Here is a 21,792-nt window from a genome sequence, read left to right as displayed (position 1 = left end):
TCCCCGGTGAACTCTTGCCAAATGCTCGGCGTGACTGATCTCATGAGCGCGGATTGCAGACCATCGGATTGTCAACAATCCACCGGAGCCCGCGAAATCGTGCGCCCCGGTTCCCTCCCCCAGCCGCGCATCTTCCTTGCCGGTCCCCAGAGTTCAGCGGAGGTAGCACCCCGCGATGAGTCCTGTCCCACCCGCGCGGCCCGACGCCGCGCAACCCCCGGCGGGCGAACCCGCCGTCGACAAGAAGACCCTGCACCGTGTCGTGGCCGCCTCGGCCATCGGCAACGCCATCGAGTGGTTCGACTACGGCATCTACGGCTTCCTCGCCGTCTACGTCGGCCACGCGTTCTTCCCCGCGGGCGACACCTTCACCCAGACCCTGTCCACCTTCGGCGTGCTGGCCGCGTCGTTCGCGGTGCGCCCGTTCGGCGGGCTGGTCTTCGGGCCGCTCGGCGACCGCATCGGCCGGCAGCGGGTGCTCGTACTGACACTGCTGCTGATGTCGGTGTCCACCTTCCTGATCGGCGTGCTGCCCACGTACGCGACGATCGGCGTCTGGTCCCCGCTGCTGCTGGTGCTCGCGCGCCTCCTGCAGGGCTTCTCCACGGGCGGCGAGTACGGCGGCGCCGCGACGTTCATGGCGGAGTACGCGCCGGACCACAGGCGCGGTTTCTACGGCAGCTTCCTGGAGTTCGGCACCCTCGTCGGGCTGACGAGCGGCGCCGCGCTGGCCACGTTCATGACGGTCTTCGTCGACGAGGCGACCGTCTCCGCGTGGGCCTGGCGGGTGCCGTTCCTGCTGGCGCTCCCGCTCGGCGCCGTCGGGCTCTACCTGCGCATGCGCCTCGAAGACACCCCGGTCTTCCGGGAGATGGCGGCCACCGGCGACACCACGAAGGTGCCGCTGCGCGAGACGCTGCGGCACTGGCGGCCCATCCTCATCCTGATGGGCTTCACGCTGCTGCTGAACGTCACCGACTACGGGCTGCTCACGTATATGCCCACCTATCTCAAGTCCGTGCTGGGCGTGAGCGATGTGGCCGGTGACGTCATCCCGATGGTGGTGATGGTCGCCATGATGGCGGTGATCACCCCGATCGGCGCGCTCACCGACCGGGTCGGCCGCAAGCCCGTGATCCTCACGTCCTGTATCGGCTCGATCGTGCTGTCCGTGCCGATGGTCTGGCTCATCGGACAGGGCAGCGTGATCACGACGGCGCTCGGCGTCGGCATGCTGGGCCTGCTGCTGGTGATGCTCCAGGCCGCCGTCGCCTCCACGCTGCCCGCGCTGTTCCCCGCCCATGTGCGCTACAGCGCCTTCGCGATCGGCTACAACACCGCGACGTCGGTGTTCGGCGGCACCACGCCGCTGATGGTCACGGCCCTCATCGCCGCCACGCACGACCACCTGATCCTCGGCTACTACATGGCGGGCGCGGCCGTCGTCGCCCTGATCCCGCTGCTGTGCATGCGGGAGACGGCGGGCCGCTCCCTCCGCGCCGAGCCCCGCGGCACGCCCGCGACAACGGCCCCCACGTCAGAACCCGCCCACACCTGAGCCCCTGAGCCCCGCGCACCCCGGCCCCGTACGGAACTCCCGCACGGGGCCGGGCCGTTGAGGGGGGCCCGGGGCTCGGGGCCTGAGGTCGGAGCCCCGAGAGATTCGGGGTCCGGGGCGGAGCCCCTTACGGGGCGCGGGCGTTGGGTGCGGGGGACGTTCCCTGCGCGGGTGCGGTCCGGTGTGCCCACCCGTTCCGCCCCCTAGGGCGGACCAGCTGCCCACACCTTGGCGGGGTGCAGGGGCGGAGCCCCGTTGGAGCCGGGGCTCGGGGGCGGAGCCCCCGAGGGGGTCCGGGGGCTTGCCCCCGGTTTCGGGAAGGGGTGGGTCAGGGGCCCGGAGTCCGGGGCGGAGCCCCGCGGGGTCCGGGGGCGGAGCCCCTCAGGGGGCCGGGGTCTCACCGGATTCGGGTAGGGGCGGGTCAGGGGCGGGGGGCCTCGTGCAGCGCGTCGCGGAGCACTTCCGCGAGGTGGCGGGGGCGGTGGTCGGAGAGTTGGCTGATCTGCGTACGGCAGCTGAAGCCGTCCGCCAGCACCACCGTCTCGGGCGCGGCCTCCCGCAGCGCGGGCAACAGCACCTGCTCCCCCACCTGCACCGACACGTCGTAATGCCCGCGCTCGAAGCCGAAGTTGCCGGCCAGGCCGCAGCAGCCCGAGTCGAGCCGCCCGCTGTCGACGCCCGTACGGGCCAGCACCCGGTCGTCGGCGGCGCTGCCGAGCGTGGCGTGCTGATGGCAGTGGGTCTGCGTCATGGCCGGGGCGTCCAGCCGTCCGAACTCCGTGCCGGGGGCGCGCTGGTCGAGGAGTTCGGCGAGGGTGACGGTCTGGTCCGCGGCCCGCTGCGCCCGTTCGTCGCCGGCCATCAGCTCGGTGCCGTCGCTGCGGAACAGCGAGGTGCAGCTGGGCTCCAGGCCGACCAGCGGGATGCCCTGCCGGAGGTACGGGTCGACCGCTTCCAGCGTACGGTCCAGCACCCGGCGGGCCGTCCCGAGCTGGCCCGTCGTGAGCCAGGTGAGGCCGCAGCACAGCCGGTCGGGCGGCAACAGCACCTCGAAGCCCGCGTGTTCGAGGACCTCCACCGCGGCCTGCCCCACCTCGGGGCTGAAGAACTCGGTGAACGTATCGGGCCACAGCAGCACCTGCTGCCGCCCCTCCCCGACCTCCGGAGCAGCGGTCTCCGGAGCAGCGGCCTCCCGTACAGCGGGCTGCGCGGCGCGCGAGGTGCGGTTCGTAAACCAGCTGCGGAAGCGGCGCGGCGCGAACTCCGGGATCGGCCGCTGGGGCGCGATGCCGCCGGCCTTCTTGAGCACGGCGGCGGCCGCCTTGTTGCGGGTCACGGCGTTCACCAACCGGGGCGCACGGCCCGCCAGTTGGGACCACAGCGGCAGCCAGCCGAGCGAGTAGTGCGTGACGGGGCGGAGCTTCCCGCGGTAGTGCTGGTGCAGGAACTCCGCTTTGTACGTGGCCATGTCGACGCCGGTCGGGCAGTCGCTCTTGCAGCCCTTGCAGGACAGGCACAGGTCCAGGGCCTCGCGCGCCTCCTCGGACTTCCAGCCGTCGGTGACGACGTCGCCCTGCACCATCTCGTACAGCACCCGGGCGCGCCCGCGTGTGGAGTCCTTCTCGTCGCCGGTGGCGCGGTAGCTGGGGCACATCACGCCGCCGGACGACGTACGGCACTTGGCGATGCCGACGCAGCGGCGCAGGGCGCGGCTGAAGTCGCCGTCGTCCTCGGCGAGCGCGAGGGTGGTGGCCATCGGCAGTTGGGGCCGGTGCCCGGGCCGGATGCGGAGGCGTTCGTCGGCGGGCCGCGGGTGGACGAGGATGCCGGGGTTGAGCCGGTTGCCGGGGTCCCAGGCGTGTTTGAAGGCGGCGAAGGCGTCCATCGCCTCGGGGCTGTGCACGAGCGGCAGGAACTCGGCGCGGGCCTGCCCGTCGCCGTGTTCGCCGGAGAGGGTGCCGCCGTGCCGGCCGACGAGTTCGGCGGCGTCGGCCATGAACGCGCGGAAGGTCCGGACGCCTTCGGGTGTCTCGTGGTCGAAGTCGATGCGGATGTGGACGCAGCCCTCGCCGAAGTGCCCGTAGGGGGTGCCCTGCAGGCCGTGCGCGGCCAGCAGGCGTTCCAGGTCGCGGAGGTAGTCGCCGAGGTGTTCCACGGGGACGGCGGAGTCCTCCCAGCCCGGCCAGGCCTCGGAGCCGTCGGGGGCGCGGGTGGCGAGGCCGGAGCTGTCCTCGCGTATCCGCCACAGCGCGGCCTGTTCGGCGCTCTCCTGCACGAGCCGTACGCCGACGGCCCCGGTGTCGCGCTGGAGCGCGGCGGCCCGCTCCTCCTCGGCGCGCGGGTCAGGTTCGGCGTCGTCGTGCCCGAACTCGCAGAGCAGCCAGCCCTTTCCGGCGGGCAGCAGCTTCTCGGGCTCGGCGTCGGGGACGTTGCGGCGCAGCGCGGCGACCTGGTCGCCGCCGAGGCCCTCGCAGGCGATGGGCTCGTGCGCCAGGACGTGCCGGGCCGCGTCGCCGGCGGCGGGCAGGTCGGCGAAGCCGAGCGCGACGAGGGTGCGGCGGGCGGGCAGCGGGACGAGCCGTACGGTGGCCGCGAGGACGACGGCGCAGGTGCCCTCGGTGCCGACGAGCCCCGCGGCCAGGTCGAAGCCGCGCTCGGGCAGCAGGTGTTCCAGGCTGTAGCCGGACACCTGGCGGCGGAACCGGCCGAACTCGGTGCGCAGCAGCGCCAGATGGCCGTCGCGCAGCTCGCGCAGCCGCTCGTGGATCTCGCCGCGCCGGCCGCCCTCGTCGATGATCTGCTGCAGCTCGTCCGCGGTGCGGGAGCGCAGCGTCATGCGGGTGCCGTCGTAGGTGAGGACGTCGAGTTCGACGACGTTGTCGGCGGTGCGGCCCCAGGCGACGGAGTGGGTGCCGCAGGCGTTGTTGCCGATCATTCCGCCGATGGTGCAGCGGGCGTGGGTGGAGGGGTCGGGGCCGAAGCGCAGCCCGTGCGGGCGGCAGGCGCGCTGGAGGTCGTCGAGGACGACGCCCGGTTCGACTCGGGCCGTACGCGCCTCCGGGTCGATGTGGAGGATGCCGCCGAGGTGCCGGGAGGTGTCGATGACGACGCCGTCGCCGACGGCCTGGCCCGCGATGGAGGTGCCGGCGCCGCGCAGGGTGACGGCGACGCCGAGGCGGTGACAGGCCGTCAGCGCCGCGGCGAGCTCGTCGGTGCGGGAGGGGAGGACAACGGCGGCGGGGACCTGCCGGTAGGTGGAGGCGTCCTGCGCGTACTCGGCGCGGCGGCGCCGTCCGAAGGCCACCTCGCCGTGCGGGACGGCGGCACGCAGGTCCGCCTCCAGCCGCGTGAGGGTCTGCGGGTCCGGCGTATCGGTACGCGGCGCGGCGGCCGTGGCCATCAGGGCTCAACTCCTCGTAAGGGGACGGAACTTCAAGGGCGCGAAAAGCGCCCCGTAAGGGGCGCGGGGAACTGCGCGAACCCACAGCGGCGCGGAGGCCGCCGACGCACCGCACGGGGCACCCCGTAGGGCGCCCCGCGGCAGCGGCGGACGAACAGGGCGAGGGCGGGCTACGCCCCGAAGACCGCGTCCACGGTCTCGCGCCAGAGGAGAATCGCCTCGTCGATCTGGTCCTCGTTCACGACGAGCGGCGGCAGCATCCGTACGACGTTGCCGTGCGCGCCGCAGGGCAGCAGCAGGAGCTTCCGCTCGGCCGCGGCGGCGAGCAGCTCGGCCGCGGTCGCGCCGTCGGGCTTGCCCTCGCCGTCGACGATCTCCGAGGCGAGCATCAGGCCCAGGCCGCGGACGTTGCCGATGCCGCCGACGCCCTCGGCCGCGGGGTGTGCGGCGGCGACCTCGCGCAGGCCGGCGACGAGTTGGGCCCCGCGCTCGGCGGAGTTCTCGACGAGCTTCTCCTCCTGGATGACGTCGAGGGTGGCGAGGGCGGCGGCGCAGGAGACGGCGTTCCCGCCGTAGGTGCCGCCCTGCGAGCCCGGCCAGGCCTTCGCCATGAGCGCCTCCGGAGCGGCGATCGCCGACAGCGGGAACCCGCTGGCCAGGCCCTTCGCCGTGACCAGGATGTCCGGCCGCACGCCGAAGTGGTCGTGGCCCCAGAAGCGTCCCGTACGGCCGAAGCCGGCCTGTACCTCGTCCAGGATGAGCAGGATGCCGTGCCGGTCGGCGCGCTCCCGCAGGCCCTGGAGGAACGCGGCGTTCGCCGGGACGAAGCCGCCGTCGCCGAGCACCGGCTCGATGATGAACGCGGCCGTGTCCGCGGGCGCGCTGACGGTGGCGAGGAGCTGGTCCAGCTCGCGCAGGGCGAACTCGGTGACCGTCTCCTCGTCCCAGCCGTAGTAATAGGTGTTCGGGAACGGCGCGATGGCCACGCCCGGCATCAGCGGGGCGAAGCCGGAGCGGACCTTGGCGGCGGACGTGGTCAGGGAGGCGGCGCCGATCGTCCGGCCGTGGAAGGAGCCCTGGAACACCACGACGTTGGGCCGTCCGGTCGCCTGCTTGGCGAGCCGCATCGCCGACTCGACGGCCTCACTGCCGGAGTTGGCGAAGAACAGCGAGTCGAGGCCCTCGGGGAGCACGTCGCCGAGCCGCTCGGTGAGGGTGAGCAGCGGCTGGTGCATCACCGTCGTGTACTGGCCGTGCACGAGCTTGCCCACCTGCTCCTGGGCCGCCGCCGTCACCTTCGGGTGGCAGTGGCCCGTGGAGGTGACGCCGATGCCGGCGGTGAAGTCCAAGTAGGCCTGGCCGGACTCGTCGTAGAGGTGGACACCCTCGCCGCGGACGGCCGTGACCGGTGTGGCCTGCTTGAGGGCGGGGGACAGACTGCTCATGAACGGCTCCTCATTCGGACGGTGCGGTGGCGGGCCCTGCGGGGGCGGGAACGGCGCGGAAACCGCGGTGGCGCCGCACCCGCCGACGCGCCGCGAGGGGCAGCCGCGTACCGCGTTCTCCGGCGCGCCCCGCGGGGCTCGTCGTAGGATTGTCAACAACCTGCACTCATGCAAGCATGCAATCCCGACGCTGTCCATGAGCGAGTTGAGCTGGGAGTACACGTGAGCGCTGGCACGGAACACGAGCAGGCCGTCGTCGATGCCGTACCGGACGGGCTGTTCATCGGCGGGAGTTGGCGCCCGGCCGCCTCCGGCGCGGCCTTCCCCGTCGAGGACCCGTCGCTGGCCCGGGAGCTGCGCACGGTCGCCGACGCCGGCGCGGAGGACGCGCGCGCCGCGGGCGAGGCGGCGGCCGCGGCCCAGCAGGAGTGGGCGGCCCGCGCGCCGCGCGAGCGCAGCGAAATCCTGCGCCGCGCCTACGAGTTGCTGCACGCCCGCAGCGACGAGCTGGCGCTGCTGATGACGCTGGAGATGGGCAAGCCGCTCGCCGAGGCGAAGGGCGAGGTGGCGTACGCGGCGGAGTTCTTCCGCTGGTTCGCCGAGGAGGCCGTCCGTATCGACGGCGGATACCAGACCTCGCCCGACGGCAAGGACCGCTTCGTCGTCATGCAGCGCCCCGTCGGCCCCGTCCTGCTCATCACCCCGTGGAACTTCCCGCTCGCCATGGGCACCCGGAAGATCGGCCCGGCCATCGCCGCGGGCTGCACCATGGTGATCAAGCCCGCCGAGCAGACGCCGCTGTCCATGCTGGCGCTGGCGCAGGTCCTCACCGAGGCCGGCCTGCCCGAGGGCGTGCTCAACGTGCTGACCACCAGCCGTCCCGGCGAGGTCGTCGAACCGCTGCTGCGCGGCGGCCACATCCGCAAACTGTCCTTCACCGGCTCCACCCAGATCGGCAAGCTGCTGCTGGAGCAGAGCGCGGAGCAGGTGCTGCGGGTCTCCCTCGAACTGGGCGGCAACGCCCCGTTCCTCGTCTGCGCCGACGCCGATCTGGACAAGGCCGTCGAGGGCGCCATGGCCGCCAAGATGCGCAACATCGGCGAGGCCTGCACCGCCGCCAACCGGATGTACGTGCACGAGAGCGTGGCCGCCGAGTTCTCCGAGCGGCTCGCGGCGCGCATGGGCGCGCTGACCGTGGGCCGCGGCACCGAGCCCGGCACCGACGTGGGCCCGCTCATCGACGAGGCCGGCCGCGGCAAGGTCGACGAGCTCGTCGCCGACGCGGTCTCGCGCGGCGCGAAGGCACTCGTCGGCGGCGAACACGCCCCCGGCGACGGCTACTTCTACAAGCCGACCGTGCTCACCGGCGTGCCCGACGACGCCGCCATGCTGCACCAGGAGATCTTCGGCCCGGTCGCGCCGATCCTCACCTTCCGTGACGACGACGAGGCCGTCGCCGCCGCCAACGACACCGAATACGGCCTGGTCTCCTACCTGTTCACGGAGAACCTCGACCGCGCCTTCCGGCTCTCCGAGCGGCTGGAGACCGGCATGGTCGGCCTCAACAAGGGCGTCGTGTCCAACCCGGCGGCCCCCTTCGGCGGCATCAAGCACTCCGGCCTCGGCCGTGAGGGCGGCCGGATCGGCATCGACGAGTTCCTGGAGACCCGCTACCTGGCGATGCCGCTCGGCTGACGCCCGCGCCCGCCGCCCCGCTCCCCCACCCGTACGGAACGAACCGGAGAATCCCTGAGATGGACCGCTTCATAGAGCTCTCGCTGCCCAAGCGCGGCGTCTCCTGCACCGCCAAGCTCCTGGCCGACAAGGCCCCCATCACCTGCGCGGCGGTGTGGAACGCGCTGCCGCTCGGCGGCGACGTCTACCACGCGAAGTACGCGCGCAACGAGATCTACACCCTGGTGCCGACGTTCGCCCCGGAGGAGCCCCCGCTGGAGAACCCCACGATCACGCCCATCCCCGGCGACCTCTGCTACTTCACCTTCACCGACACGCAGTTGAACACCTCGTCGTACGGCTACGAGGCGGCCGCCGAGCAGCAGGGCGCGGAGGCCGCGCACGCCCAGCGGACCACCGTCGTCGACCTCGCGCTGTTCTACGAGCGGAACAACCTGCTCATCAACGGCGACGCCGGCTGGGTGCCCGGCATCGTCTGGGGCACCGTCGTGGACGGCCTCGACCGGATGGCCGACGCCTGCCAGGACCTGTGGCGGGCCGGAGCGCTGGGCGAGTCCCTCACCTTCCGCCGCGCCTGACACGGCAGTTCGCAGAAGGAGGGGCGGGCCGGGAAGTTCCGGCCCGCCCCTCCTTCGCGTACGCGGGTCAGCCGACCGGGGCGGTCGACACCGTGCCCTCCCGGACCAGCGCCTGCTGCACCAGGTGCGAGGCCTTCAGCACCAGCGCGTCCCCGTGCCGGGCCGCCACGAACTGCGCGCCCACCGGCAGCCCCTCGTCCGTCGTGCCGCAGGGCACCGTGGAGGCGGGCTGCTGCGTCAGGTTGAAGGGGTAGCTGAACGGCGTCCAGCCCGTCCACCGCTCCAGTCCGCTGCCCTCGGGCACCTCGCGGCCCGCCTCGAAGGCCGTGCCCGGCAGGGTCGGCGTGAGCAGCAGGTCGTACGTCTCGTGGAACGCGCCCATCCGTACGCCCAGCGCCATCCGCTCGTCGACGGCGCCCAGGTAGTCCAGCGCGCTCTTCGCCGCGCCCTGCCGGCACACCTCCTGCAACCCCGGGTCGAGCTGCGCGAACTGCTCCGGCGTCAGGTGCTCGACGACCTTCGCCGCGCCCGCGAACCACAGCGTGTGGTACGCCTCCACGGGGTCGGGGAAGTCCAGCTCGACCTCCTCGATCTCGGCGCCCAGTTCCCGCAGCAGCTTGGCCACCCGCCGCACGCGCACCGCGACCTGCGGATCGACGTCGGCTCCCGCGAGGGTCTCGGCGTACGCGACGCGCAGCCCGGACAGCGAGCCGTCGCCCGCCTCGACGGCGGCCCGGAAACTGCCCTCCGGCGGCGCCAGTTGCGACCAGTCGCGGCTGTCGGCGCCGCAGACGACGTCCATGAGCAGCGCCGCGTCCGCGACGGTCCGCGTCATCGGCCCGGCGTGCGCCAGCGTCCCGAACGGGCTGGCCGGGAAGAGGGGGATGCGCCCGTAGGTGGGCTTCATGCCGAAGATCCCGCAGAAAGAGGCGGGGATGCGGACCGAGCCGCCGCCGTCGGTGCCCACCGACAGCGGGCCCATGCCGGCGGCAACCGCCGCCGCGCTGCCGCCGGACGAGCCGCCCGATGTCCGGGTGCTGTCCCACGGGTTGCGGGTCACACCGGTCAGCGGGTTGTCGGTGACGCCCTTCCAGCCGAACTCCGGCGTGGTCGTCTTGCCGGTGAACACCGCGCCGTGCTCCCGCAGCCGCGCCACGCACGGCGCGTCGGCCTCCCACTCCTGGTCGGCGCCGATGCTGAGGGAGCCGCGCAGGGTGGGCCAGCCGCGGGTGTAGAACAGGTCCTTGATCGAGGTCGGTACGCCGTCGAGCAGCCCCTCGGGCGCGCCGCGCCGCCACCGCTCCTCACTCGCCTTCGCCTGTTCCAGCGCGGCCGCGCGGTCGACGACGCAGAACGCGTTGAGCTCCGGGTCGGCCTCGTCGATGCGGTCGAGCACCGCCTCGGTGGCCGCGACGGGCGACACCTCGCCGGACGCGTACGAGGCGAGCAGTTCGGTGGCGGTCAGCGCGGTGAGGCCGGCCGGTGCGGCGGACCGCCCGGTCGCGTCCTGCGGCTTGTCCTGCAGTTCGGTCATCGGGTGCCTTCCTCTGTTGCGGCCGCGTCCGGCGCGGCGACCGGAACGTATCCCAGCTTCTTGTCCACCACGTTGCGCATCGGCCGACCGTCCCGCCGGCGCGCGAAGTTGTCGGTGAAGACCTCGGCGAGGTCCTCCAGCCAGCCGTCGGTGTCGGCCGACATGTGGGGAGACACCAGCAGGTTGGGCGCGTCCCACAGCGGGCTGTCGGCGGGCAGCGGCTCCTCGCGGAAGACGTCGAGCGCTGCGCCGCCCAACTGGCCGTCCTCCAGGGCCGCCAGAAGGTCCTTCTCCACGACGATGGGGCCGCGGCCGACGTTGAGGAAGCGCGCGCCGCGCTTCATGCGGGCGAAGGCCGCCGCGTCGAACATGTCCTCCGTCTGCGGTGTCAGCGGCGCCGCGCTCACCACCCAGTCGGCGTCCGGGAGCAGCCCGTCGAGCTCGTCGAAGGCGTGTACGCGGCCCACCTCGGGGTCGTTGTCGCGTGCCGTGCGGCCGACCAGGGAGACCCGCAGGCCGAGCGCCGTCAGAGTGCGCGCGGTGGCCCGGCCGATGGGGCCGCCGCCGACGACGACGGCGCGCGTCCCGGCGACACGCCCGGTGACCCGGTGCTGCCAGACGCGGTTCAGCTGCCGGCTGTGCGTACCGGCGAAGTCCTTTGCCAGCGCGATGATCTGGCCCGCCACATATTCGGCGATGGGCTGCTCGAAGACACCGCGCGCGTTGGTGACGACCGCGTCCGAGGCGGTCAGCGCGGGGAACATGAGCCGGTCCACGCCGGCGCTCGCGGTGTGCACCCAGCTCGGGCCGCCGCGTTCGGGCCAGGCGGCGGGCAGCGCGTCGGTGCCGAAGTCCCACACCAGCAGGACGTCGGCGCCGGGCAGCTCACCGGCGAGTTCCGCCTCGGAGATGATCCTCAACTCGGCCTGCCCGGCGAGGGGTTCGAGGCCCGGTGGTGACTCGTCGGCGAGCACGAGGACACGCGGGGGCGGGGTGTTCGACATGGTCGGTCGTCCTTCGCGTCGCAGTGCGGTGATCCGCCGGAGCGCGCCCGGAAGGGCCGGCCGGAGCCGTGTGCCGGGAGCGCCGGGAGTCACCGAAATTACCGCCCTCACCAGGGGATTGACACGCTAGGCAAGCGATCTTTAGATTGTCAACAATCTACTTGGCCGGACCCGTCACCGGGAGGCCGGCCGTCGGATTCTCCCCGTCGGCCGCGTGTTGCAGGGCATGCCCAAGGTCCCCCTCGCAGGTGACGGCCGCGTCTCCATGTCCACCACGGCGTACGGGCCGCGCGCAGGCCCGCGCGCGTGTGTCACGAAGGGGCCCTGCATTGGACATCACCAGCCTTGGCGGACCGCTGCCGCAACGCGGCGTCGGCGTCGTCGCGCCGTTCGACTTCGCCCTCGACCGTGAACTGTGGCGCTGGGTCCCCGAGGAGGTCTCGCTCCACATCACCCGCACTCCGTTCGTCCCGGTCGAGGTCAGCCTCGACATGGCCCGGCTCGTCAGCGAGCACGAGACGCTGCGCGCCGCCGTGTCCGCGCTGCACGCGGTCAAGCCGCAGTCCCTGGCGTACGCCTGCACCTCGGGCAGCTTCGTCGGCGGCCTCGCCGGGGAGAGCGCGATGTGCGCGGAGATGAGCCGCACCGCGGGCGGACTGCCTGCCGTCACCACCTCCGGCGCGCTGCTGGAGGCCCTCGCGGAGCTGGACGTCCGGCGCGTCGCCGTGATCACCCCGTACACCAGGTCGGTGACCGACTCGCTGGCGGACTTCCTCGGCGCGGCGGGCGTCGAGGTGACGGGGCGTGAATATCTGGGCCTGACAGGGGAGATCTGGCAGGTGCCCTACCGGGACGTGGCCGGCATGGCCCGCCGTGCCGAACTCGACGGCGCGGAGGCGCTGTTCGTCAGCTGCACCAACCTGCCCACGTACGACATCATCCCGCAGCTGGAGGCGGAGCTGCGGATTCCGGTGATCTCGGCGAACCAGGTGACGATGTGGTCGGCGCTGCGGCACGCCGGCGTCCGCCCGGTCGGCGCCTACCAGGCGCTCACCGACCCGCAGGCCCGCGCCGCGCTGAAGCCGGGCGAGGACGCGGCCCGGGAGGCGTACGAGGAGTGCGAGGTGGACGCGGGCCAGGGCGACGGCCTCCCCGCGCTTCCGGAGGACCCCGGCGGCGACGGGCTCAACTGACCCTCCGTTCCCGCATGTTGCCGGCCGGCGCCCCCGGGCCTCCGGAGCGCCGGCCGGATTGCCGAATGTCAACAATCTGCTTCGTGGCCCCTCGGCGGCGATTAGACTGCCCCGTACGAAAGGAAACTGAACTGATGACCGACCGGACCGTATGCGTGGGCTTCCTCTACCCGGGCTTCTCGGCCGAGGACGACTACCCCCTGCTGGAGCGCAAGCTCGGCGGCGGGGTGCGGCTGCCCCTGGTGCACACCGACATGGGCGAGGACGCCCACCGGGTGGACGCACTGCTGGAGATGGGCTCCACGCACCGGCTGGCCGACGGGCTGACCGAGCTGTCCCGCTCCGCCCCGGACGCGGTCGTCTGGGCCTGCACCAGCGCGAGTTTCATCTACGGCCCGGAAGGCGCCCGCCGCCAGGTCGAGGAGCTCGCCGAGGCCGCGGGCCTGCCCGTCTCCGCCGTCTCCTCCACGTCGTTCGCCTTCGCGCACGCCGTCGAGGCGCTCGGCGTGCGCAAGCTCGCCATCGCCGCCACCTACCCCGACGATGTGGCGGGGTACTTCGTGCGGTTCCTGGAGGCGTCGGGCGCCGAAGTCGTCCAGGTCTCCGGCCGCGGGATCATCACCGCGGCCGAGGTCGGTACGCTGGAGCGCGAGCAGGTGCTGGAGCTGGCCCGGTCGAACGACCACCCCGAGGCGGATGCGATCCTGCTCCCGGACACCGCGCTGCACACCATCGCCTGGCTCGACGAGCTGGAGGAGACGGTCGGCAAGCCGGTCCTGACGGCGAACCAGGTCTCGGCCTGGGAGGGCCTGCGCCTCGCGGGCGACACGCAGCCGCGGGACGGTCTCGGTTCGCTCTTCCGGCTCGTACGGCACCCGCACCCGACGGCCGCCGCGGTGTAATCCGCACGACGGCCCCGACAAAGGACGAACTCAATATGGCGGAAGCGAGAAACCTGCAGCCGGTGAAGAGAGAGCCGGCCGCGATAGCGATCGCCTCCCGGCTGACCGACGCCATCATGGACGGCACCCTCCCGCCCGGCCACCAGCTGGGCGAGGCCGAACTGGCGAGCCAGCTCGGCGTCAGCCGGGGTCCGCTGCGCGAGGCCATGCAGCGCCTCGTCCAGCAGGGCATCGCGGTCAGCGAGCCGCACCGCGGGGTCTTCGTCACCCGGCTCGACGAGGACGATGTCCGCGACATCTACTTCGCCCGCACCGCCATGGAGTCCGCGGCCTGCCGCCTCGTCCTGCGCCAGAGCCCGCAGCGTACGGCGGACCGCCTGGCCAAGGTGCACCGCGCCATGGCCACGGCGGCCCGCCGCAAGAACATGACCGCGCTGAGCGCCGCCGACATGGAGCTGCACCAGACCCTCGTCGAGGAGTCCGGCAGCCACCGGCTGCGGCGCATCGCGGAGACCCTGTTCGTCGAGACCCGGATGTGCCTCTCCGCGCTCACCGACCGGCATCCGGATCCGGCCGCGATGGTCGAGGAGCACGCCGCGCTCATCGAGGCCCTCCGCGCCGAGGACGAGGAACGGCTGCTGGCCCTGCTCGACGAGCACATGCAGGACGCGGTCCGCCGCCTCACCGGCCAGAACGACGACGGCGCCGCCCCCGTCCCCGCCTGACGCCCCGTCCGTCGCGCGCGCCCGCCACGCCGCCGTCGACTCGTACAGCCCCACCTCCACCCGGCCGGAACGGCCCGGGGCGACGGAGTTGCGACCCGAGCCGGGGGCCGGTGTCGGAAAGGGGGCGGCACGAGATATCTTGATATCGAGACGACGTAGACGTGAAGCGGAGTACCGGTGACTGACTCGACCATCATGTACACGCAGACTGACGAGGCCCCGGCCCTGGCGACGTATTCGTACTTGCCCGTGGTGCGGGCGTACGCCTCGACGGCCGGGGTTACCGTGGAGAGCCGCGACATCTCGCTGGCCGGGCGCATCATCGCCCTCTTCCCGGAACGCCTGCGGGAGGACCAGCGCGTCGAGGACGCCCTCGCCGAGCTCGGCGAACTCGCCAAGACGCCCGGCGCGAACATCATCAAGCTGCCGAACATCTCGGCCTCGATCCCCCAGCTCAAGGCGGCCATCGCCGAGCTGCAGGAGAAGGGCTACGCGCTGCCGGACTACCCGGACGAGCCGTCGACCGACGAGGAGCGCGCCGTCCGCGCCCAGTACGACAAGGTCAAGGGCAGCGCCGTGAACCCCGTACTGCGCGAGGGCAACTCGGACCGCCGCGCCCCCGCCTCGGTGAAGAACTACGTCAGGGCGAACCCGCACCGCATGGGCGCCTGGACCCCCGAGTCCAGGACCAACGTCGCGCACATGAACGCCGACGACTTCCGTTCCACCGAGAAGTCCGTGATCGTTCCCGCCGACGGTTCGCTGCGCATCGAGCTGGCCGGTGACGACGGCAGCACCACCGTGCTCCGCGAGTCGGTGCCGGTGCTGGCGGGCGAGGTCGTGGACGCGTCTGTCATGCGCGTCGCCGCGCTGCGCGCGTTCCTCACGGAGCAGGTCGCCCGCGCCAAGGCCGAGGGCGTGCTGTTCTCCGTGCACCTGAAGGCCACGATGATGAAGGTCTCCGACCCGATCATCTTCGGCCACGTGGTGCGCGCCTTCTTCCCGAAGACCTTCGCCAAGTACGGCGAGACGCTGGCCTCCGCGGGTCTGACCCCGAACGACGGCCTCGGCGGCATCTACAAGGGCCTGGAGTCGCTGCCCGAGGGCGCCGACATCAAGGCCTCGTTCGACGCCGAGCTCAACGAGGGCCCCGACCTGGCCATGGTCGACTCGCACAAGGGCATCTCCAACCTGCACGTGCCGAGCGACGTGATCGTCGACGCCTCCATGCCGGCGATGATCCGCACCTCCGGCCACATGTGGAACAAGGACGACCAGGAGCAGGACACCCTGGCCGTCATCCCGGACAGCAGCTACGCCGGCATCTACCAGGTCGTCATCGACGACTGCCGCGCGAACGGCGCGTACGACCCGTCCACGATGGGTTCCGTGCCGAACGTCGGTCTGATGGCGCAGAAGGCCGAGGAGTACGGCAGCCACGACAAGACCTTCGAGATCCCCGCCGCCGGTACGGTGCGGGTCCTCGACGGCGCCGGCGAGGCCGTGCTGGAGCAGGCCGTCAGCCCGGGCGACATCTTCCGCATGTGCCAGACCAAGGACGTGCCGATCCGCGACTGGGTCAAGCTCGCCGTCACCCGCGCCCGCGCGACCGGCGACCCGGCCGTCTTCTGGCTCGACGAGGGCCGCGCCCACGACGCGAACCTCATCACGAAGGTCGAGCAGTACCTCCCGGAGCACGACACCGAGGGCCTGCAGATCGAGATCATGTCGCCCGAGGACGCGATCGCGTTCTCCCTGGAGCGCATCCGCCGCGGCGAGAACACCATCTCCGTCACCGGCAACGTGCTGCGCGACTACCTGACCGACCTGTTCCCGATCCTCGAACTCGGCACGAGCGCCAAGATGCTCTCGGTCGTCCCGCTGATCAACGGCGGCGGCCTGTTCGAGACCGGCGCCGGCGGCTCCGCGCCGAAGCACGTCCAGCAGCTGGTGAAGGAGAACTACCTCCGCTGGGACAGCCTGGGCGAGTTCCTCGCGCTGGCGACCAGCTTCGAGCACCTGGCGCAGACCACGGACAACGCGCGTGCGCAGATCCTCGCGGACACGCTCGACCGTGCGACCGGCACGTTCCTCCAGGAGAACAAGTCGCCGAGCCGCAAGCTGGGCAGCATCGACAACCGCGGCAGCCACTTCTACCTGGCGCTCTACTGGGCGCAGGAGCTGGCGGGCCAGACGGAGGACGCGGCGCTCGCCGAGTCGTTCGCGGCGCTCGCCGCCTCGCTGGCCGAGCAGGAGCAGACCATCGTCGACGAACTGCTCGCGGTGCAGGGCCACCCGGCCGACATCGGCGGCTACTACAAGCCGGACGACACCAAGGCCGGTGCCGTGATGCGCCCGTCGAAGACCCTCAACGAGGCGCTCGCCACCCTCGACAAGCGCTGAGCGGGGGCGGCACAGCCGCACCATAAGCACCACAGCAAGGCCCCCGGGGCCGTCCCAGCGACGGACCCGGGGGCCTTCGCCGTACGTTGCTGACAGCTCGTCAACTACCCCTGGTAACAAGGGAGTCGGCGTCCAGGCCCGGGCCCGCGAGTACCCGGCGTGCGAACGGCGGGTGAACATCCTGAAAATGAACTGCCGCCGCCCCCACGGGGGTTCGACCCCGTACGTGTTCCCGGGACTGCGCACGGTGATCATGGCGACCCCTGTGTGCCGGTCTGCACCGGTGTGCGACGGCGGGCACTCCCCCGCGCGGGCACCCGAGGGCCGTGTGCGTACCAAGATCAGGTGCGGCTAAGCTGCCCGGGACTCGGAGAGTTGGGGCATCACACCAGGTCATCCACGACTTGTCACCGCCCCGGGTCCGTGCGCAGAACGACCGGACAGCGCTGTCGGCGAACGCCGCGAACCTCCTTGTCGTACCTGCTCTCTCGACGATTTGAGGATGCTGATGGTTCGTGCCGCATCGTCACCCGGAGGCCGGCGACCGGCCTCCGTCGCGGCGTGGTCGGTGCCCGCCGGTGTCACCGCCGCGGCCGGGGTGATAGCCGCCACGCTCGCGCCCGCGGAGGCGCGGGCCGCGGTCATCTGGTGCGCGGTGGTGGCGACCGTCGCCGTGGCCCTCCTCACCGCCGAAGTGGCGCGCCGCGGGCGGGCGTTGGACGCGCTGCGCGCGGAGAGCACGGAGCGGGAGTCCGCACTGCGCCGGCAGCTGGAGCGGCAGGAGGACGTGACCGTCCGGCTGACGCAGGAGCAGCTGCCCGAGGCGGTGAACAGGCTCCAGGAGGGCGAGTTCGCCGAGGACGTCCTGATGTCGATGGCGGACGAGGGCGAGGGGCTCAGCCCCGAGTTCCTGACCGCCCATCAGGAGCTGCTGCGTGCCGTCGTGGAGGCCGTGCAGGCCGAGGAGAGCATGCGCGACTCGGCGCAGCGCGGTGTCGTCAACATCGCCCGCCGGGTGCAGGCCATCGTCCACCAACAGGCCACCGACCTGCGGGCGATGGAGGACCGGCACGGGCAGGAGCCGGAGTTCTTCGCCGACCTGCTGCGCCTCGACCACGGCACGGCGCTGATCGGCCGGCTCGCCGACAGCATCGCCGTGCTCGGCGGGGCCCGTCCGGGACGCCAGTGGGGCAAGGCCGTACCGCTCTACAGCGTGCTGCGCGGCGCCATGTCGCGGATCCTCGACTACCAGCGGGTGGAGCTGCATTCGGTCGCGGAGGTCGCCGTGGTCGGCCCCGCCGTCGAGCCGCTCATCCACGCGCTCGCCGAGCTGCTGGACAACGCCACCCGTTACTCGCCGCCGAAGACGCGCGTCCATCTGACCGCGGGCGAGGTCCACATGGGCATCGCCATCGAGATCGAGGACGGCGGCGTCGGCCTGAGCGAGGAGGCGCGGGCGCGCGCCGAGCGGATGCTCAAGGAGGCGCGGGCCGGCATCGACCTGAACGACCTGGGTGAATCGCCGCGTCTGGGGCTCGCCGTGGTCGGCCGGCTGGCCCAGGCGTACGACCTGCAGGTCTCGCTGCCGCCGTCCGCGTACGGCGGTGTGCGTGCGGTGCTGTGCATCCCGAAGAACCTCATCACCACCGCACCCGCCACAGGAAAGGCGCACGGTATCGGCACCTCCTCCGGGCCGCGGCCGGCCGGGGAACCCGCCGGCCAGCACGGCCCGTCCGTACAGAACGGCCCGTCCTCGCAGGAGGGCAGCCAGGCCCCCGCTACGGCGCCGGTGCCGGGGCCGCGGACCGCTCCGGACGCGGCCGATACCGCCGACTCCCCCGCCCCGGCGGGCAGTCCGGCCCCGACCGGGCCCGTACGGGCCGAGGAGGACGAGGCGCCCGCTGTGGCCGAGCGGACCGCCAACGGGCTGCCGCAGCGGCGCCGGCGCCGCCCGGACGCCGCGGCCGGCACGGGCCCCTCACCGTCCCGCACGTCCACGCCGCGCCCCCCGCAGCCGGGTCCGGCGGCCACGGCGTCCGAAGAACCCGCGCCCGGCGTGTGGATGGCCGAGTTCCAGAGCGGGCTCTCCGGGGGGCAGCCGAAGCCGGCGCCCGGCCGCGGGAGCAGCGACACGTCAGACAAGGGTGAATGACCGATGGATCAGCACGCGGACATGGACTGGATGCTCAAGGACCTCGCGGAGAGCGTCCCGCAGACCCGGCACATCGTGGTGCTGTCCTCGGACGGCTTGTGCATGGCCCGGTACGACACGGACATGGACGCCGCCGACCGGCTGGCCGCGATCGGGTCGGGCCTGCAGAGCCTCTCCGTGGCGGTCGCGTCCGAATTCCCGCACAGCGAGGGCCGGATGCGGATGGTCGTGATCGAGGTGAGCGGCGGCTTCATGTATCTGATGGCGGCCGGCGCCGGCGCGCACCTGGCGGTGCTGGCCGACGAGGGAGTCGACGCCGGGCTCGTCGGGCAGTGCATGCGCGACCTGGTGGCCCGTATCGGCGCGCACCTGACCACCCCGCCGCGTGCCGACGGACAGGTGACATGAGCGAAACCGGTCAGGAGTGGGACGAGGGCAGCCCCGAGCGGCTCTACGTGATCACCGGAGGCCGGGGGGACGTGTCGGAGGAGGCCGGACTGGATCTGGTCACCCTGATCGTCGCCCGCGAGGAGCCGCAGGTGGGCATGCAGCCCGAACTCGCCTCCATACTGCGGGTCTGCCGCTCCCCGCTGTCCGTCGCCGAGGTCTCGGCGCATCTGGTCCTGCCCCCCAGCGTGCTCAGCGTGCTGCTCGCCGATCTGCTGGCCGACGGACGGGTCGAGGCCCGCGCGCCCGCGGCCCCGTCGACCCCCGACATCGCACTGATTGAGGCGGTAATCCATGGACTCCAGAAGCTCTGAGCCGGCCGTGGGGCCGCGGAGCGAGGACCGGCTGCCGTCGTCGGCTGCCTCCGCGGTCAAGATCGTGATCGTGGGCGGGTTCGGCGTCGGCAAGACCACGCTCGTCCGGTCGGTGAGCGACATCCGGCCCCTGACGACCGAGGAGACGATGACGCAGGCCGGCGCCGGCGTCGACGACATCGCGGGCGTGGAGCGCAAGACCGCGACCACGGTGGCGATGGACTTCGGGCGGATCAGCCTGAACGAGGAGCTGGTGCTCTATCTGTTCGGCACGCCCGGACAGCAGCGCTTCTGGTTCCTGTGGAACGGCCTGTTCGAGGGGGCGTTGGGCGCGGTCGTGCTGGTCGACACCCGGCGCCTGGAGGTCAGTTTCGACGTGATCGGGCGGCTGGAGGAGTCCGGTGTGCCCTTCGTGATCGCGGTCAACGCCTTCCCGGACTCCGGCTCGTACCCCACCGAGGAGCTGCGCGCCGCGCTGGACCTCCCCGAGAAGGTGCCGATCGTGGTGTGCGACGCCCGCCGGCGCGAGTCCAGCCGGGACGTCCTGATCGCCCTCATGCGCTATCTGCGCTCGTTCGCCCTCACCACGGAGCCGATGTGACCGCCCCCTCCTCCGAGCACGACCCCGCCGTCCCGCCGCCCGGCTGCCCCGCGCACGGCATGGCTCCGGACGCCCTGCGGCGGCTGTACGGGAGCGCGGCCGAGGCCGATCCGATGCGCCTGTACGAGGAGTTGCGCGCCGAGCACGGCCCGGTCGCGCCGGTGCTGGTGCACGGCGACCTGCCGGCGTGGCTGGTGCTGGGCCACCGGGAGAACCTGGAGGTCGTACGCACCCCGAGCGTCTTCTCGCGGGACTCGCGGCGCTGGCGCGAGATGCGGCGGGGCGAGGTCGGGGCCGATCATCCGCTGGCGCCTGTGACCACGTGGCAGCCGTTGTGCGTGTTCGCCGACGGGGAGCAGCACGAGCGGCTGCGCGGAGCGGTGACCGACAGCCTGGGACGGTTCGAGGCGCGGGGCATCCGGCGCCATGTCACCCGTTTCGCCCGGCAGTTGGTCGACGAGTTCGCCGGGTCGGGACGCGCCGATCTGGTGGGCCAGTTCGCCGCACAGCTGCCGCTGCGCGTGATGACGCAGCTCTTCGGGATGCCGGACGCGTACGGTCCCGCGCTGGTCGAGGCCGTCCAGGACGTGCTCAACGGCACGGACACCGCGCCGGCGAGCAACGACTACATCACCAGGACGCTCCAGGAGCTGGTGGAGAGCAAGCGTGCCCAGCCGGGGCACGACTTCCCCTCCAAGCTGATCGAGCACCCCGCCGGCCTGGGCGACGACGAGGTCCGCGAACATCTGCGGCTCATCCTCACCGCCGCGAACGAGACGACGGTCAACCTGATCGCGAACGCCCTGCGGATGGTGCTCACCGACCACCGCTTCCGCGCGAACCTGGCGGGCGGTCACATGACGCTCCCGGACGCCCTGGAGCAGGTCATGTGGGACGAGCCGCCGATGATGACGCTGCTCGGCCGGTGGGCCACGAGCGACACGCAGCTCGGCGAACAGTCCATCAAGGCCGGGGACATGCTGCTGCTCGGGCTCGCCGCGGGGAACACCGATCCGGCGATCCGTCCGGACCTCTCGGCCCCCGTGCACGGCAACCGTTCGCATCTCGCCTTCAGCGGCGGCCCGCACGAGTGCCCGGGCCAGCACCTCGGCCGGGCCATCGCGGACACCGCCATCGACACGCTGCTCACGCGGCTGCCCGATCTCCAGCTGGCCGTGCGGGAGGACGAACTGGAGTGGACGTCCTCGCTCATGTACCGCCATCTGGCCGCGCTGCCCGTGGAGTTCACGCCGCCGCGCCGCACCCGGGCCGCCGCGCAGCCGGCGGACGGCGCGGCTCCGGCGGCGGTGGGCCGGGCCGCGCTGCCGCCGCCCCGGCCGCATCCGTCCACGGCGCCCGCACCGGCGGCCGGCGCGGCGGAGGCGCCGGGCCCCCGGTGGAAGCAGTGGGTACGGCGGCTGGGCAACTGACATCCCTCCCGCCGGCCCCGAGGTGACGGGCCCCTCCCGCCGGACTGCCCGGCGGGAGGGGCCCGTTGCGGTGTGCGGGCGTCCCCTGTGTGCGGTCCCGGCCGCGCCCCGCGTCAATGGCATATGCCACACGATGAGCTGCACCGTTCCGTCTTCAACTGGTGCCGATGTGGGCAGTGTTGCTTCGGAATGCAGACGGGTTGTGTGGTGCGGTGGCTCGCGAGGGTCCGCCGTACGGGAAGGACTCCGCGTACACCTGACGGCCGACACGCACGCGCAGCGCCGCGCGTGCCACGCAACTCCGTTGCGGGAGGTACCTCTCCCCTGACCTCCCGCGCTCATCACCGATCCCACGCCGCGCGCTGAATCCCCCCTGCGCGAACGCGGCCTGTCCCCGTGGAGCCAGTAATG

16 protein-coding genes are annotated in these 21,792 nt (G+C 72.5%); 12 read left to right on the top strand and 4 right to left on the bottom strand.

The annotated features are described in order from the left end of the window. The first annotated feature begins 175 nt into the window (after positions 1 to 175). Complete coding sequence (locus AC3AGO_RS27730; RefSeq protein ID WP_487822962.1) at positions 176 to 1,558, top strand: MFS transporter; 1,383 nt, start codon at positions 176 to 178, stop codon at positions 1,556 to 1,558. A 421-nt stretch (positions 1,559 to 1,979) separates the two neighbouring features. Here the strand turns inward: AC3AGO_RS27730 and AC3AGO_RS27725 are convergent, their stop codons facing one another. After that, positions 1,980 to 4,958: an FAD-binding and (Fe-S)-binding domain-containing protein gene (locus tag AC3AGO_RS27725; RefSeq protein WP_487822961.1), complete on the bottom strand. Its 2,979-nt coding sequence runs from the start codon at positions 4,956 to 4,958 to the stop codon at positions 1,980 to 1,982. 170 nt (positions 4,959 to 5,128) lie between these two features. Next, complete coding sequence (locus AC3AGO_RS27720) at positions 5,129 to 6,403, bottom strand: aspartate aminotransferase family protein (RefSeq protein WP_487822960.1); 1,275 nt, start codon at positions 6,401 to 6,403, stop codon at positions 5,129 to 5,131. 222 nt (positions 6,404 to 6,625) lie between these two features. Between AC3AGO_RS27720 and AC3AGO_RS27715 the strand changes: the two genes are divergently transcribed. Both AC3AGO_RS27715 and AC3AGO_RS27710 read left to right on the top strand, forming a co-directional pair. After that, positions 6,626 to 8,098: an NAD-dependent succinate-semialdehyde dehydrogenase gene (locus tag AC3AGO_RS27715; protein ID WP_487822959.1), complete on the top strand. Its 1,473-nt coding sequence runs from the start codon at positions 6,626 to 6,628 to the stop codon at positions 8,096 to 8,098. 59 nt (positions 8,099 to 8,157) lie between these two features. Continuing rightward, positions 8,158 to 8,676 carry a DUF3830 family protein gene (locus tag AC3AGO_RS27710; protein WP_487822958.1) on the top strand — a complete coding sequence of 173 codons (519 nt, stop codon included), beginning with the start codon at positions 8,158 to 8,160 and terminating at the stop codon, positions 8,674 to 8,676. A gap of 67 nt (positions 8,677 to 8,743) precedes the next feature. On the opposite strand, the gene AC3AGO_RS27705 is transcribed toward AC3AGO_RS27710, so the two are convergent. After that, positions 8,744 to 10,210, bottom strand: a complete 1,467-nt coding sequence (locus AC3AGO_RS27705; protein WP_487822957.1) for an amidase — start codon at positions 10,208 to 10,210, stop codon at positions 8,744 to 8,746. After that, complete coding sequence (locus tag AC3AGO_RS27700; RefSeq protein WP_487822956.1) at positions 10,207 to 11,214, bottom strand: D-2-hydroxyacid dehydrogenase; 1,008 nt, start codon at positions 11,212 to 11,214, stop codon at positions 10,207 to 10,209. The genes AC3AGO_RS27705 and AC3AGO_RS27700 overlap by 4 nt, the downstream gene beginning before the upstream one ends. 329 nt (positions 11,215 to 11,543) lie before the next feature. Here AC3AGO_RS27700 and AC3AGO_RS27695 point away from each other — a divergent pair, with 329 nt between their 5' ends. From AC3AGO_RS27695 to AC3AGO_RS27655, 9 genes are all read left to right on the top strand, one after another. Further along, positions 11,544 to 12,407: a maleate cis-trans isomerase family protein gene (locus AC3AGO_RS27695; protein WP_487822955.1), complete on the top strand. Its 864-nt coding sequence runs from the start codon at positions 11,544 to 11,546 to the stop codon at positions 12,405 to 12,407. Positions 12,408 to 12,541: 134 nt separating this feature from the next. Then, entirely contained in the window at positions 12,542 to 13,309 is a 768-nt protein-coding gene (locus AC3AGO_RS27690; RefSeq protein ID WP_487822954.1) for a maleate cis-trans isomerase family protein, read from the top strand. A 35-nt stretch (positions 13,310 to 13,344) separates the two neighbouring features. Continuing rightward, complete coding sequence (locus AC3AGO_RS27685) at positions 13,345 to 14,034, top strand: GntR family transcriptional regulator (RefSeq protein ID WP_487822953.1); 690 nt, start codon at positions 13,345 to 13,347, stop codon at positions 14,032 to 14,034. Positions 14,035 to 14,211: 177 nt separating this feature from the next. After that, entirely contained in the window at positions 14,212 to 16,437 is a 2,226-nt protein-coding gene (locus AC3AGO_RS27680) for an NADP-dependent isocitrate dehydrogenase (RefSeq protein WP_487822952.1), read from the top strand. Between the two features lie 508 nt (positions 16,438 to 16,945). Next, positions 16,946 to 18,589 carry a sensor histidine kinase gene (locus AC3AGO_RS27675; protein WP_487824850.1) on the top strand — a complete coding sequence of 548 codons (1,644 nt, stop codon included), beginning with the start codon at positions 16,946 to 16,948 and terminating at the stop codon, positions 18,587 to 18,589. Positions 18,590 to 18,592: 3 nt separating this feature from the next. After that, positions 18,593 to 18,997 carry a roadblock/LC7 domain-containing protein gene (locus tag AC3AGO_RS27670; RefSeq protein WP_487822951.1) on the top strand — a complete coding sequence of 135 codons (405 nt, stop codon included), beginning with the start codon at positions 18,593 to 18,595 and terminating at the stop codon, positions 18,995 to 18,997. Beyond that, complete coding sequence (locus tag AC3AGO_RS27665) at positions 18,994 to 19,350, top strand: DUF742 domain-containing protein (protein ID WP_487822950.1); 357 nt, start codon at positions 18,994 to 18,996, stop codon at positions 19,348 to 19,350. Before AC3AGO_RS27670 ends, AC3AGO_RS27665 begins: the two co-directional genes overlap by 4 nt. Continuing rightward, positions 19,331 to 19,951: a GTP-binding protein gene (locus AC3AGO_RS27660; protein ID WP_487822949.1), complete on the top strand. Its 621-nt coding sequence runs from the start codon at positions 19,331 to 19,333 to the stop codon at positions 19,949 to 19,951. Before AC3AGO_RS27665 ends, AC3AGO_RS27660 begins: the two co-directional genes overlap by 20 nt. After that, the gene (locus AC3AGO_RS27655; protein ID WP_487822948.1) at positions 19,948 to 21,381 is read left to right on the top strand and encodes a cytochrome P450; all 1,434 of its coding nucleotides are present in this window, start codon (positions 19,948 to 19,950) and stop codon (positions 21,379 to 21,381) included. The genes AC3AGO_RS27660 and AC3AGO_RS27655 overlap by 4 nt, the downstream gene beginning before the upstream one ends. Positions 21,382 to 21,792 lie beyond the last annotated feature (411 nt).

This window comes from Streptomyces sp. BL1 (assembly GCF_057628045.1).
Note: the sequence above shows the minus strand (reverse complement) of the source record. Positions and strands in the feature narration are given on the sequence as shown.

What these genes read in the sequence shown, in the direction of transcription:
- AC3AGO_RS27730 (WP_487822962.1), top strand. Translation starts at nt 176, where the DNA reads ATGAGTCCTGTCCCACCCGCGCGGCCCGACGCCGCGCAACCCCCGGCG.
- AC3AGO_RS27725 (WP_487822961.1), bottom strand. Translation starts at nt 4,958, where the DNA reads ATGGCCACGGCCGCCGCGCCGCGTACCGATACGCCGGACCCGCAGACC.
- AC3AGO_RS27720 (WP_487822960.1), bottom strand. Translation starts at nt 6,403, where the DNA reads ATGAGCAGTCTGTCCCCCGCCCTCAAGCAGGCCACACCGGTCACGGCC.
- AC3AGO_RS27710 (WP_487822958.1), top strand. Translation starts at nt 8,158, where the DNA reads ATGGACCGCTTCATAGAGCTCTCGCTGCCCAAGCGCGGCGTCTCCTGC.
- AC3AGO_RS27705 (WP_487822957.1), bottom strand. Translation starts at nt 10,210, where the DNA reads ATGACCGAACTGCAGGACAAGCCGCAGGACGCGACCGGGCGGTCCGCC.
- AC3AGO_RS27700 (WP_487822956.1), bottom strand. Translation starts at nt 11,214, where the DNA reads ATGTCGAACACCCCGCCCCCGCGTGTCCTCGTGCTCGCCGACGAGTCA.
- AC3AGO_RS27690 (WP_487822954.1), top strand. Translation starts at nt 12,542, where the DNA reads ATGACCGACCGGACCGTATGCGTGGGCTTCCTCTACCCGGGCTTCTCG.
- AC3AGO_RS27685 (WP_487822953.1), top strand. Translation starts at nt 13,345, where the DNA reads ATGGCGGAAGCGAGAAACCTGCAGCCGGTGAAGAGAGAGCCGGCCGCG.
- AC3AGO_RS27675 (WP_487824850.1), top strand. Translation starts at nt 16,946, where the DNA reads ATGGTTCGTGCCGCATCGTCACCCGGAGGCCGGCGACCGGCCTCCGTC.
- AC3AGO_RS27670 (WP_487822951.1), top strand. Translation starts at nt 18,593, where the DNA reads ATGGATCAGCACGCGGACATGGACTGGATGCTCAAGGACCTCGCGGAG.
- AC3AGO_RS27665 (WP_487822950.1), top strand. Translation starts at nt 18,994, where the DNA reads ATGAGCGAAACCGGTCAGGAGTGGGACGAGGGCAGCCCCGAGCGGCTC.
- AC3AGO_RS27660 (WP_487822949.1), top strand. Translation starts at nt 19,331, where the DNA reads ATGGACTCCAGAAGCTCTGAGCCGGCCGTGGGGCCGCGGAGCGAGGAC.